Raw genomic sequence first — 12762 nt, 5'->3', positions numbered from 1 at the left:
GTCGCTTCAGCGACATAATTCCCGTCCGCCGCAGTGCGATCCTGCCCGGAGGGCTTTTTTAATTTACAGGAAAATTCAACGAAGTTTCCTGTAAATCAAAAAAATACTTTCGCGGAATCTTTTCAAAAGAAACCACGAAAGTATTTTTTATTTTTCTCTTTGCCTATACCTGCTGTTCCAGATACTCACCAATCCGCTGTTCCATCACAGGCACCAGCCACTCGGCATAGCCGGCCTTCATCGGATGAATCGGATCCTGAAGATACAGTTTTCGTTTTTCCGGGGAAACACGGTTGATTCGTTCGTCATTCCAGAAATCGATCACACCGATCTGCCATTTTTCCTGAATTTTCAGAAGCGCCTCTACCATCTTCGCGTACGGCTCGGAATCATACTGTGGATTCGTATAGAACATCACCGGGCAATGCCACGTTTCTTTTGCATATGCAATGATATACTCAATCGCGCCGCAGACAGTTTCGACATCGAAGCTCTCCAGATCGCAGGATTCCGAAATTTCACCGAGCGGGCTGTTGCGTGTTGCATCGTTCGTGGACAGCTGGCAGATAAAAAGATCCACCTGTTGCTTTGGATCAAGCCTGTCGCGCATACGCTCGATGTAGGAATCCTCACCATTATCAATCAGCGTGGTTCCGTTGACCGCTTCTTTGATGCAGGTACAGCTGTCTTTCTTCGCTATGTACTCCGCAAACGAATTGTTGTGGGCAGCAAAGCCCTTCGTCACGGAGGATCCCAAAAATACAACTGTTTTTCCTTTTAACGGACTTGTTTTTTTAAACGGAATACGGGAAACATCGTATCGGACGGAATTTCCCTTTTTAAAATAACCTGTTTTCTTATTCATGCTATATATGCCGCCCACAGCTAAGGCTGCGCCTCCTGCGGCCAGGATTCCGGCTATTATTTTTGCATCCATCGCAAAACCTCCATTATCTGAGTCAATACCACTTCGCAGATCCTGTCGGATCTTTTTTTCGAATACCCCTATCTTACATCATTTTTCTGAAAATGCAAGTAAACTTTGTTGTCGATTTTGTTCCGATTTTGTTAACAAAATACGGATTTTCTGTGTTCTGGTCGAATTCTGATCGATTCCGGCGATTTTTTTATTCTCTTTTCCTCAAAAACCATTGACTTTCAAGTGCACTTAAATGATATATTAAAAGCAACGTAATTACTATTCTTTCTGTACTTCCAGAGTCCTTCCACGCCTGCTTTACGAAAACCTCTGCGAATACAGAAGCATTGCAAAGGAGAAAATTCTACTATGAAAGAAACAATTTTAGGCAATCACCTGCGAAAAGTTCCTTCCATTGCAGTCGGATGCATGCGGCTTTCCGAAAAATCGAAGGACGAGATGAATCATTTTATCCACTCCGCGCTGGAGCAGGGCGCATATTTCTTTGATCACGCGGATATCTACGGCGGCGGCATGAGCGAGACTGTGTTCGGTGAGGCATTTTCCGGCGATCCGTCCCTGAAACGGGAGGATATTTTTCTCCAGTCCAAATGCGGCATCCGCCAGGGCTGCTATGATCTGTCGAAAGACCACATCCTGGAATCTGTCGATGGTATTTTAAAACGTCTGCAGACGGATTACCTCGATCTTTTGCTGCTCCACCGGCCGGATGCGCTCGTAGAACCAGAAGATGTAGCTGCCGCCTTTGATGTTCTGTTTGAGAGCGGAAAGGTCCGCCATTTCGGTGTTTCCAACCACAAGCCGATGCAGATTGCACTGCTGCAGAAATATGTCCGCCAGCCACTCGTTGCCAATCAGGTACAGTTCAGCATTCCGGTTTCCAACCTTGTTGCAAATGGCATGGAAGTGAACATGGAAACACCGGGTTCGGTTGACCACGATGGCAGTCTGCTCGATTACTGCCGTCTGCACGATATTACCCTGCAGGCATGGTCTCCGTTCCAGATGCCATCATGGAAAGGATGTTTTCTTGGAAGCGACGAGTACCCGGAACTGAACCGGAAAATCCGTGCACTGGCCGAAAAATACAGCGTCAGTGATACCACGATTGCGGCAGCGTGGATTCTGCGCCACCCGGCAAATATGCAGCTTGTCACAGGTACGGCAAGCGAAAACCGCCTGAAAGAGATTATCGCGGCATGTGCTATTACGCTGACGCGGGAAGAATGGTATGAGCTGTATCTGGCGGCAGGCCATCCGCTTCCGTAAGTTTTTCTGTCCGCCTGCCCATATGCGGAACAAGGCTAAAATCCCCTTTTCGGATCCGTGATTGATTTATAACATCGGAAAAGCATTCCTTTGGATCTTATCGATCTTCTGGAATGCTTTTCCCTTTTCCTTTTCTTTTTTCATGCAGCTATCTGCAATCCGCATTGGCTGCCTGCCCATAACCAAATAACTGCTCCGCAGTTTATCAGAAGAAGCTTGCATTCCTCCTGATACAGGCAAGTCCCCAACCACTGCTTATTACTTTTCGTACTCGAAGCAGGTGACTTACTTGATTCGGTTAAATCAGATCTCTCCCACCAGATATCCCTGTTTTCCGTTGCGAAGGAAAACAGGCAGTGTTTCGATCGGCGCCTCAATTTCATAGGCTTTTCCGCCCTCATAAACATCACCGGTATTTGCCAGCGTCCAGGACGCACCGGCCGGCAGATAAACGGTACGGCTCGTTGCTTTTGGCCGGACAATCGGTGCTACAAGGATGTCGGAGCCGAACATGTAAGCATCGGAGATATCCCAGCACGCTGCATCCTCCGGGAACTCATAGAACATCGTTCTCATGACCGGTGTTCCTTTTTCGTGTGCTTCTGCCATCAGGCTTCTCGTGTAATCGCGCATTTTTTCGCGGACACCGATGAATTTCGTCAGGATTTCATAATTTTTCTCTCCGAAGCTCCATACCTCGTTGTCAGCTCCGGTTCCCTCACGCACTTCGCCAGCCTTGTTGATGATTTCTTCTCTCGGTCCTCGGTTTCCGTGAATACGCATAACCGGGCAGAAGGTACCAAACTGGAACCAACGCACAAGCAGCTCCTGGAAGTCCGGATCTTCGGTCACACCGCCGTGGAATCCGCCGATATCGGTTGTCCACCACGGAATGCCGCACAATCCCATATGAAGGCCTGCGCAGATCTGTTTGCGGAAGTCCTCGTAGGTTGAGAAAATATCGCCGGACCACACAAGGGCTCCGTATTTCTGGCTTCCGAGCCATGCACAGCGGACGAGGTTGACGATATCCTCCTGGCCGCTCTCTTTCTGGCCCTCGTAGAACATACGGGAATACTCTCTTGGATAAATATTTCCGATCTCTTCCACCGGGCCTGCGGCGTAGCGGTAGCACTCGTACTCATAGGTTGAAAACTCCGGTTCAGCCTCATCGAGCCAGAAGGTGCGGATGCCGAGATCTGCATAATTTTTCTTTACTTTCTCCCATACATACTTTCTTGTTCTCGGATTTGTTGCATCCAGGAAGACATTATTTCCATGGAACAGCATCTGTACATCAACACCTGCGTTGCTCTTCACGAGGAGTCCCTGCTGTTTCATTTCTTCGTAATTCTCGCTTCTCCAGTCGATCTGCGGCCAGATGGAAACCATCGTCTCGATGCCCATCTCATGCAGCTCGTCGATCATTGCTTTCGGATCCGGGAAATATTCTTCATCAAAACGATAATCACCGCATCTTGGCCAGTGATAATAGTCGATGACAAAGACATCCAGCGGAATGCCGCGTTTTTTGTACTCGCGTGCCACATTCAGTACCTGCTCCTGATTGTAGTAGCGCAGTTTGCACTGCCAGAAGCCAAGGCCGTACTCCGGCATCATCGGAACTTTACCAATGGCATCTGCAAAGTGCTCTTCAATTTCTGCCGGGGTATCGCCTGCGGTTACCCAGTAGTCGAGCTGCTTTGTGGTGCGTGCCAGCCATTCCGTTGTGTTCGTTCCGAAATGAACCTCACCGACCGCTGCATTGTGCCACAGGAAGCCGTAGCCAAGGCTCGATACATAAAACGGAATGCTCGCCTGCGAATTACGGTGCGCCAGTTCCAGGTTGCATCCCTTCAGGTTCATTCGCTCCTGCTGATACTGTCCCATACCGTAAATCTTCTCATCCGGGTTGGAATCGAAGGATACTTTCAGCTGATAAGCGCCGCCCTTCAATGCACGGTAATCGTGTGCGCGCAGGCAGAGCGCTCCGCCGTTCGCGATCTCGGAGAGCAGCACCTCGCCCTTCTGATTTAAGAACGTAATCCGCAGCTTCTGTCCCCACGGCTGAAGCTCGAGAACCGCCTGGATTTTACCGTTTTTGATCGTCGCTTTCAGTTCATCCACCAGCTCAATTTCCGCTTCCACCGGTTCCGGATCAAGCAGTGCAATGCTTCCCTCTTCTATCTCCGAAAGAAGTGTACCTCTCACCCGAAGACTGTCCTTCTGCCACGGCTCCACCCGGACCGTCTCCCCATCCTGCCGGAAAATCAGCGCATTTCCCTGTTTCTCAAAATACTGCATAAAAACCTCCCTTTCCAGAACCCGCCGTTCCAAACGCATGCATGGGCTCTGCTCTTTTCGTTTGCTTTCTACTTAGCATTATACTAACATTTCCGGCAGAATACTTGATCTTAATTTTCATGTTCTAACACTATTTTGATCTTTTTCAATTATTTCCCATTGAAATAAAGCTCTTTCTTAAGGAATCGGAATTCGCCTTTCCCCTGCGTCCGTTTTTCAACGCAAAGAACCCCCGGAGCCATTACAGCCCCGGGGGTTCTCATTCATTTCATTTATTATGCAAGCTTCAAAGTATTAACCTTAACTCCAGGTCCCATAGTAGGAGCCAGAGTAACGCTCTTCAGGTACTGTCCCTTCAGAGTAGCCGGTTTTGCTTTGTTGATTGCACCGATCAGCGTCTGGAAGTTGTCGCTTAACTGCTCCTCAGTAAAAGAAGCTTTTCCGATTGGCACGTGGATAATGTTTGTTTTGTCAAGACGATACTCAATCTTACCTGCTTTGATCTCTTTAACGGCTTTGGTAACATCCATAGTTACGGTACCAGCCTTCGGGTTTGGCATTAAACCTTTCGGTCCAAGTACACGGCCCAGACGACCAACAACACCCATCATATCTGGTGTAGCAACAACAACGTCGTAATCAAACCAGCCATCGTTCTGGATTCTCGGGATCAGCTCCTCAGCTCCAACGAACTCTGCACCTGCTGCAACAGCCTCATCAGCTTTTGCGCCTTTAGCGAAAACAAGTACACGAACCTGTTTTCCGGTACCGTGCGGCAGAACAACTGCTCCACGGATCTGCTGGTCTGCGTGACGTCCGTCACAACCAGTTTTGATGTGAACTTCGATTGTCTCGTCAAATTTAGCAGTAGCTAATTTCTTAACTGTGGAAATAGCATCTGCCGGATCGTACTGAATGCTACGATCAACTGCTTTTGCAGCCTCTAAATATTTCTTACCATGTTTCATTGTCTAATAACCTCCTGGTGGTAGTTGCGGGAATCTCCCTCCCACGTCAATACGAGAAGATGTAAACTCTTCTTCTAAATTAGTCCTCTACAACGATACCCATACTTCTTGCGGTACCTGCGATCATGCTCATAGCTGCCTCAACAGTTGCTGCATTCAGGTCTGGCATCTTCATCTCTGCGATCTCACGAACTTTGTCCTTAGAGATAGTAGCAACTTTCGTTTTGTTCGGAACGCCGGAACCAGATTTCAGGTTGCAGGCTTTCTTAAGCAGAACTGCTGCCGGAGGAGTTTTGGTTATGAAGCTGAAACTTCTGTCTGCATATACAGTGATAACTACAGGGATGATCAGGTCTCCCTTATCTGCTGTTCTTGCGTTGAACTCTTTGGTAAACTGTACGATGTTTACTCCGTGCTGTCCAAGTGCAGGTCCAACCGGTGGTGCTGGTGTTGCTTTACCAGCAGGAATCTGTAATTTGATATATCCTGTAACTTTCTTTGCCATTTTACGGCACCTCCTAAATAAATGTGGTAATTGCGGGAATTTCCCTCCCACGAAACGCCCTGGGGCATTTCTTACATCTTCTTGACTTCTGCGAAACTTATTTCTACCGGCGTTTCGCGGCCGAACAGCTCAACATTGATGGTAACCATCTGTTTTGTATCGTTGATACTCTGAATCAGTCCGGTTGTATCCTTCCATGCGCCGCCTGTTACAACGACTGCATCGCCAACTTCAAGGTCAAGCTCAACCTTTTCCTCACCACCGGTGATTCCAAGGTTCACCATTTCCTCATCCGTAAGCGGTACCGGCTTGGATCCCGGTCCGACGAAGCCCGTAACACCTCTGGTATTGCGGACAACATACCAGGTATCGTCGTTCATGATCATGTTGATCAGAACGTAGCCCGGAAACAATTTCCGGAGTACCTGTTTCTTGGTTCCGTTCTTGACTTCAACAACTTCTTCCATAGGAACACGTACTTCCAAAATCTGATCCTCAAGATGACGGTTCTCAATTGTTTTCTCAATATTGGCTTTTACTTTGTTTTCATAGCCCGAATAGGTGTGGACTACATACCAGTTTACTTCTGACATTCTGACACCTTTATCCTTATTTGATCAATAAATTGACGAACTCGATTACAGCGCTGTCAACCAGGGTGATTAACCCGCAGGTTACTGCAGAGATCGCTACGACTGCAACGGTCTGCTTGCCCAGCGTTTTGTTGTCAACCCAGATGATTTTTCTGAACTCTGCTTTCAAGCCCTTGAACCAGCTCTTTTTGGATGCTTTTTTTTCAGTTTCTGCCATTGGATCACCTCTTACCAAAGATTATTTGGTTTCTTTGTGCATTGTGTGCTTTTTGCAGAATCTGCAGTACTTCTTTGTCTCCATTCTCTCAGGATGGTTCTTTTTCTCTTTTGTCATGTTGTAATTACGCTGTTTGCATTCAGTACATGCCAATGTGATTTTTACGCGCACGACTTCCACCTCCACTGTGTATTTGCGTTATCGCTTGTGATCCTTGCGGATCAGCGGCGGTCTCTTCATTTCTGCCCTGTTTTTGCTGCTCGTACTTCAGCAATTTCAGGCATAAAAAAAAGACCTTCTTCCATGTCGCTGGTTTATTGTAGCACAGGAACTGCCTGTTGTCAACAAAATTCACCAAAGTACGCTGAGATTTTTTATCAGGATCGTATCGTTCACCGGTGTCCGGCGAACTGTAACACCCTGTTTGTTCGAGACGATTCCGGACAGGAAATGATTCTGCGCGCAATTTTTCCTGCGCGCAGAACCATTCTCTTATTCTTTCCCTGAAAAAGCCTTACGCATCCGATCTGGAATACGCGTTTTTCATCTGGTTGCTGAGTTCAAAGAGTACCTTGTGCAGTGTTGCACCCGTCTCTTTTTTCAGCATTTCAGCGATTTTGTTGTTTGCTTCTTCTCTCAATTGTGTCTGTTTTGTTTCGTCTGTCTCCCCTGCAAGCAGCGCATCGTATTGGTGGATCAGTGCATGGCCTTTTGCCATCACCTTTTCCTGATACCGCTCAATGTGAAAGATAGAAGACTTATAGGATGCATCTGCCATTGCTGCCACCATGCGGCTTGCCCAGTAGAAGTTATCTGCGGAAACCTCTCCCGTTGTGTTGGAAAGATACTCCGGTGTTGTCGTCACATCGGTGTAGAACGGAACCAGCACATTGAATGTATTTGACGCAAATGCAATCCACTGCAAAATGCCGTTGTCTCCTTTGTGATCCGGGCGCATCTGGATGACAGAAAGGAAATCGGTCCGGTTGACACCGATGGAGCGATATGCTCCCTTCCACGATTTATCGCCGTATGCGGCATACGGGTCGTACGGTGTTCCCTGATAGTGGGAGGACAGTACGTATTTCACATCCTCTACGGTGATCTTCTTCTCCGGAACCATCATCCACGGAATATCGTCGGATACCGGTGTGTAATCGGCATCCGGTCCGTCCCATTTTTTCGTGTGCGGGTTCAGACAGCGCTCCATGAACCAGGCACGCGGTGTATTGTAAACGTGATCGGAATCATCGTGGCTTCCGAAGGCATCGCGCGGATTAAAATTTCCATCCATAGAAAGATCCAGATGATATGTTTCAATAAATTCTTTCAAGTCTGCTGAGCACATATATTCCTTCTGTTCGCCGAGTGCATCCTCCAGATCAAAATGGTCGATGCCAAGCTGGTTCGGCATGGCCACATAATGGTCATCCGGCACTTTCACTGCCATCCAGTGATGGCCGCCGATCGTCTCCAGCCACCAGATCTCATCGTGGTCCTGAAATGCAATGCCGTTCATCTCGTATGTACCGTACTGCTCCAGCAGGCTGCCAAGTCTTTTGACACCTTCTCTGGCGCTTTTAATATAAGGAAGAACAATATAAACGAGGTCCTCCTCGCCGATTCCGCCCGGAACCTCTTCTTTTCCGTCTTCCGCCGGCTGATAAACGACAAGCGGATCAGCACCCAGCACACGCGGATTCGATGTGATTGTCTCGGTCGCAGTCATGCCGACCTGCGCTGCATTCACGCCGCTTGCCGCCCAGACACCCTCGCCTTTTTCTGCGTTTGGCACTGCAGTGTACCGCATCGGATTGTCCGGAAGCTCAATGGTCAGATGAGAAATCTCGGTTTTATAGGTTCTCGGCTGCTCCTCCGGGTGAATCACTACAAATTTTTTCGATGTATAATGGCCTGCACCAGAATCGTCGTTTCGCGCGATCATGGTGGAACCGTCATACGATGCTTTCTTTCCAACTAAAATGGTTGTACAAGGCATAGCTATAGCCCTCCTTTTGCTGTCTTATGCTTCCGATTATGACATCTTCAGCTGCGATTTGCAAGCACCATGTTATCTGTCGTTTTCTTCCTTTTTCACAAAATAAACCGTATCAATTCCTTCTCCCCTGTCATCCTTCAGCCGCCGGACAAGACTATATCCCAGCTTGTCCAGGATATGCTCCTGGGCCCCGTTCGTGGACCAGGTACGGAGAGTAATCCGGCTTCCCGGAAATTTTGCTGCGATATCCTTTTCTGCTTCTGCATACATTACCTCCGAAATTCCCTGTCCGCGGTAATCCGGCCAGACGCAGAGGGTGGTCAGATAGCAGGAATCCGGATATGCTTCCAGATTTTCACAGTTAAAGTGATCCTTCCAGGTCATAAAGGCCCGCACGACTCCCTCTTCCTTCCACAGCACCACATGCTGACTGCAGATATTCTCCAGATATTCTGCAATTCCATCCGTCTTTTCTTCTGTCTCGGCCCAGTTCGTCTGGGATGTACTGTTGCGGTGGGAAAGCGGCGGAACGAAGTCCTGATCGCACAGCTCCAGCAGCCGCCGGATTTCCTCTTTCTCTTTTCGGTCCTCTATCCCGTCCCTTACAACGACTCTGCTCTCGCAGCACATCCACGGAAGCCGGCATACGAGTGCTGCGGCTGCACACATGCCATCTTCTACGCTGGCGGCATCGAGCCATTCTTCTCTGGTATGCGCTCCCCCGCCCCGGCAGAAACCGACGCAGATAGCAGGAATATGCCGCGACAATGGGATATTACAGTCTGTGGATGCCTCAGAGCATACCGCCTCTTCCCCGTCGGCTGCCTTCAGCGTTTTCTGTGCGCACCGCGTCATACGTGCCATCTGGACAGGATCCGTTTCTCTTGCGCACGGCCGCTTTCCGACGAGCTTGCAGGAATACTGTACCTCCTCACTCTGGCGTGCTGCTATGGTCTCCTCCAGATATGTTTCGCAGGCTTCCAGGCTCCTGTAATCCTCCGAACGGAATTCAAACAGCATGGAGGCATCCTGCGCAATCGTATTAACAGAGGTTCCTCCCTCTATTTTTCCCACATTGTATGTTGTATGAGATGCTGCATCCGTCTGAAAACGGTAAAGCTCTCCGATCAGGCCCGCAAGCTCTGCAATAGCATTTTTTCTTCCGAAATTCAGGAAGGAATGACCGCCCTTTGTTTTTGCCGAAATCCGATACCGGACAGACCCGATGCAGATGGGATACATTTTATCCCGATACAGATCAAAGGCTGCCATTCCGCACAGATTTTTTTCATAATGGTCGACAAGCGCGCGAACTCCGCACAGATTGCCAAGCCCTTCTTCTCCAAGATCCGCTGCAAAAATCAGACCGCATGGAAGCTCCGGCTCTGTCTCATGAACGTATTTTGCCGCCATCAGAAGCATCACAACATTCACGGTATCGTCCGTGATGCCGGGACAACGCCAGATCATTCCGTCTTCTTTGATCTCCAGCGGCTCCTCCAGCGAAAACACGGTGTCCAGATGCGCCGTATACAGAACCTTCTTTTCCTGTTCCGGCCGATACTCCCAGATTACATTTCCAAGCTCATCCGTATGAACCGATTCCATGCCCTGCCGTTTCATCCATTCCCTGCAGTATGCGATTCTCTGATCCTCTTTTCCCGTTTCTGTCGGGGTCAGTGTCAGCTCACGCAGCGTCTGCAGCGCAAGCTCTTTGTTGTTTCGGCAAAACTTTCGGTATTTGTCTTCTATTTCCCATTTTTTACGCATGAAGTACAATCCTTCCTTCTTTATATTCCCATTCTGTTCTATATCTTTCGCTCACGCGGGTGAGATATTCTGCAATTTTTTCTGCTGTTTTTTCGTCTGCCACGTACGGGATATTTTTTTCTGCCTTTTCCCTGTCCATACCAAGCTCGACCGGCAGCAGCTCCAGATGTGTACATTTTCCCTGACAGATCTCGAAATACGGCAGCACGCTCCGATAGACCTCCGGAATTTCATAGAGGGAATGTGAGGACTGCTCCTGCCGCCTGGCGATTCCGATGGATGCTGCCGTGTGAATATTCAGACCATATTTTTCCATGTAGTCCGCAGGCAGAAGACGTACATACTGATTTTCAAAAATAAAATTTCCGAGGCAATAGAAAATCGGACAGTCACGGTACAGTTCGATTCCCTTCAGCTGATGCGTTCCGCCCCCGATCACCGCGCTGGCTCCCGCATCGATACAGGCGTGTGCAAATTCCTCCAGAAAATAATCCGCTTCTTCGTCATTGTCCTTACGGATTTCATGGGAATGTACCATAACCAGGACTGCCTCACATGTCATCTTCGCTTCCCGGATTGCATCGACGGTGCGTTTCACATCGATCGGATTCGGGCTGGAGCTTCTTCCCTCTGTTCCGTCCTTGCTGATTTCAAACATTTTCCCGCCAAATTCCATGACACCCTCGGGAAGCGGAGCTATAAATCCCTCCTGTCGGTGCAGATCCCGCAGTCCGTTGATTCCGGTCACCTCTGCAATCTTTGCAAGATCCTGCGCATGTTTTTCCGTAATGGTATATTTTTCCGAAAAGCGCAGCGGATTTAAGCCCGGCCGGCCCGGCTGCCGTTCCGTCTGGCTTCCCGCCCTGGCTGCATTTTCAAAGGTAGAACAGATATCAATCACCGCAATCTGTCCCGCCGTTGTGTCCAGAATGGCAGGACGTGATGCTTCATAAAGATTTTTTCCTGCTCCGGCATACGCCACATCCTTTTTTTTCAGTTCACTGATCGTAGATGCAAGTCCTTCGTAGGAATAATCCATCGTATGATTATTCGAAATCCCAAGAAAATTAAAACCGTAACGCAGGGTATCTTCCAGACACTTCGCATCTGCCGTCAGCCATGTTCCGCCGGAATACGCCGATGCGTAACAGCTGCCGTCCGATATCGTCGTTTCCAGATTCGCCATCCGAACCTCTCCCTGCATCAGAAATTCGCGAATCGGCAAAACATCCTGATATCCCGGCAGAAGCCGTTTCATAATCAGAATATCACCCGCCGCCGATACTCTTATTGTTCTGTTCATTCTTTTTTTGCCTCCCGAACGATTCCTGCTCTCTGCTTTTGGAATCGCATCTTCATCCATTCTTATTTTTTCGTAACGGTTCAAAAGTCCCATCCCGGTTTTTCTTTCCTTTTACATAGCTCCAAATCGTTACCTTTTCTCTCTGTATCTGCTGCTTCTTTCTACCAGATCCGCAAAAAGGCGGTTCATCTCCGGCGCTGAGTGGATCAGCCCTTCCGGATGCCACTGTACGGCCACAATCTGTCCGTTGCGGCTTTCTATCGCCTCGATGGTTCCATCCGGCGCCGTTGCTGAAACCACGATGTCCTCTCCCGGCGTACGCACTGCCTGATGATGCATGGAGTTTACCGCATGGGTTCCCGCCCCGAGGATTTCTGCCAGATGGGTTCCCTCTTTAATTTCCACATGGTGATGCAGATAAGACCGCTCCAGGGACTGCAGATGCAGAATTGTGGTTTCCTTCTGTGTATAGATATCCTGGTACAGATCACCGCCGCACAGGACATTTAAAAACTGAATTCCTTTGCAGATGCCAAGCATGGGCATTCCCATCTCTTTTGCTGCCCGTCCAAGTGCAAACCAGGCCTCGTCGATCTCTGGACGGATCGTCTGGATCTGCGGTTTTGGCTCTTCTCCATAATACCACGGATTTAAGTCCTCTCCGCCGGGAACCAGAATTCCGTCGCACACAGCAAGTATGCCTTCTGGATCCGCTTTCATGGCAACTGCCGGAATTGCCATCGGAATTCCGCCGTTGTTCAGAACTGATTCGATATAATCGCTGTTGACATACATTCTCTCCGCACTTGAAAAAAGTCCCGGCTGTGTTTTATACGTATTTCCCAAGATTCCAATGATCGGTTTTCTCACTTGTAAACTCTCCTTTCTTACCAG

At 48.7% G+C, this 12762-nt stretch carries 12 protein-coding genes; 1 reads left to right on the top strand and 11 read right to left on the bottom strand.

Annotation, left to right across the window (positions count from 1 at the left end; all coding sequences use genetic code 11):
* Nucleotides 1–163: 163 nt before the first annotated feature.
* Nucleotides 164–937, bottom strand: a complete 774-nt coding sequence (locus DXD92_RS16050) for an SGNH/GDSL hydrolase family protein (RefSeq protein WP_118595267.1) — start codon at nt 935–937, stop codon at nt 164–166.
* Nucleotides 938–1288: 351 nt separating this feature from the next.
* Between DXD92_RS16050 and DXD92_RS16045 the strand changes: the two genes are divergently transcribed.
* Complete coding sequence (locus DXD92_RS16045) at nt 1289–2209, top strand: aldo/keto reductase (protein WP_117805060.1); 921 nt, start codon at nt 1289–1291, stop codon at nt 2207–2209.
* Between the two features lie 303 nt (nt 2210–2512).
* Here the strand turns inward: DXD92_RS16045 and DXD92_RS16040 are convergent, their stop codons facing one another.
* From DXD92_RS16040 to DXD92_RS15995, 10 genes are all read right to left on the bottom strand, one after another.
* Nucleotides 2513–4513, bottom strand: a complete 2001-nt coding sequence (locus tag DXD92_RS16040; RefSeq protein ID WP_118641024.1) for a glycoside hydrolase family 31 protein — start codon at nt 4511–4513, stop codon at nt 2513–2515.
* A gap of 275 nt (nt 4514–4788) precedes the next feature.
* Complete coding sequence (rplA, locus tag DXD92_RS16035) at nt 4789–5481, bottom strand: 50S ribosomal protein L1 (RefSeq protein ID WP_022463246.1); 693 nt, start codon at nt 5479–5481, stop codon at nt 4789–4791.
* Between the two features lie 79 nt (nt 5482–5560).
* A complete protein-coding gene (gene rplK / locus DXD92_RS16030) occupies nt 5561–5986 on the bottom strand; it encodes a 50S ribosomal protein L11 (protein ID WP_022463245.1) in 426 nt (141 codons plus the stop codon).
* Nucleotides 5987–6057: 71 nt separating this feature from the next.
* Nucleotides 6058–6579: a transcription termination/antitermination protein NusG gene (nusG, locus tag DXD92_RS16025; protein ID WP_022463244.1), complete on the bottom strand. Its 522-nt coding sequence runs from the start codon at nt 6577–6579 to the stop codon at nt 6058–6060.
* 16 nt (nt 6580–6595) lie between these two features.
* Nucleotides 6596–6796: a preprotein translocase subunit SecE gene (secE, locus tag DXD92_RS16020; RefSeq protein WP_022463243.1), complete on the bottom strand. Its 201-nt coding sequence runs from the start codon at nt 6794–6796 to the stop codon at nt 6596–6598.
* Between the two features lie 21 nt (nt 6797–6817).
* Nucleotides 6818–6967 (bottom strand): 50S ribosomal protein L33, encoded by a 150-nt coding sequence (rpmG, locus tag DXD92_RS16015; RefSeq protein ID WP_055219257.1) that lies wholly within the window; start codon nt 6965–6967, stop codon nt 6818–6820.
* 343 nt (nt 6968–7310) lie between these two features.
* Nucleotides 7311–8795, bottom strand: a complete 1485-nt coding sequence (locus DXD92_RS16010; RefSeq protein WP_118641022.1) for a C69 family dipeptidase — start codon at nt 8793–8795, stop codon at nt 7311–7313.
* A gap of 72 nt (nt 8796–8867) precedes the next feature.
* Complete coding sequence (locus DXD92_RS16005; RefSeq protein ID WP_118641020.1) at nt 8868–10565, bottom strand: M20/M25/M40 family metallo-hydrolase; 1698 nt, start codon at nt 10563–10565, stop codon at nt 8868–8870.
* Nucleotides 10558–11868, bottom strand: coding sequence for a CapA family protein (locus DXD92_RS16000; RefSeq protein WP_158581797.1), 1311 nt, complete (start codon nt 11866–11868; stop codon nt 10558–10560). Before DXD92_RS16000 ends, DXD92_RS16005 begins: the two co-directional genes overlap by 8 nt.
* Before the next feature lie 129 nt (nt 11869–11997).
* Nucleotides 11998–12738 carry a gamma-glutamyl-gamma-aminobutyrate hydrolase family protein gene (locus tag DXD92_RS15995; protein ID WP_055226730.1) on the bottom strand — a complete coding sequence of 247 codons (741 nt, stop codon included), beginning with the start codon at nt 12736–12738 and terminating at the stop codon, nt 11998–12000.
* Nucleotides 12739–12762: the final 24 nt, after the last annotated feature.

Source organism: Blautia sp. TM10-2 (genome assembly GCF_003480845.1).
Classification (GTDB): Bacteria; Bacillota; Clostridia; order Lachnospirales; family Lachnospiraceae; genus Fusicatenibacter; species Fusicatenibacter saccharivorans.
Note: the sequence above shows the minus strand (reverse complement) of the source record. Positions and strands in the feature narration are given on the sequence as shown.

What these genes read in the sequence shown, in the direction of transcription:
- DXD92_RS16045 (WP_117805060.1), top strand. Translation starts at nt 1,289, where the DNA reads ATGAAAGAAACAATTTTAGGCAATCACCTGCGAAAAGTTCCTTCCATT.
- nusG (WP_022463244.1), bottom strand. Translation starts at nt 6,579, where the DNA reads ATGTCAGAAGTAAACTGGTATGTAGTCCACACCTATTCGGGCTATGAA.
- DXD92_RS16005 (WP_118641020.1), bottom strand. Translation starts at nt 10,565, where the DNA reads ATGCGTAAAAAATGGGAAATAGAAGACAAATACCGAAAGTTTTGCCGA.
- DXD92_RS16010 (WP_118641022.1), bottom strand. Translation starts at nt 8,795, where the DNA reads ATGCCTTGTACAACCATTTTAGTTGGAAAGAAAGCATCGTATGACGGT.
- DXD92_RS16000 (WP_158581797.1), bottom strand. Translation starts at nt 11,868, where the DNA reads ATGAACAGAACAATAAGAGTATCGGCGGCGGGTGATATTCTGATTATG.
- rplA (WP_022463246.1), bottom strand. Translation starts at nt 5,481, where the DNA reads ATGAAACATGGTAAGAAATATTTAGAGGCTGCAAAAGCAGTTGATCGT.
- DXD92_RS16050 (WP_118595267.1), bottom strand. Translation starts at nt 937, where the DNA reads ATGGATGCAAAAATAATAGCCGGAATCCTGGCCGCAGGAGGCGCAGCC.
- secE (WP_022463243.1), bottom strand. Translation starts at nt 6,796, where the DNA reads ATGGCAGAAACTGAAAAAAAAGCATCCAAAAAGAGCTGGTTCAAGGGC.
- DXD92_RS16040 (WP_118641024.1), bottom strand. Translation starts at nt 4,513, where the DNA reads ATGCAGTATTTTGAGAAACAGGGAAATGCGCTGATTTTCCGGCAGGAT.
- rplK (WP_022463245.1), bottom strand. Translation starts at nt 5,986, where the DNA reads ATGGCAAAGAAAGTTACAGGATATATCAAATTACAGATTCCTGCTGGT.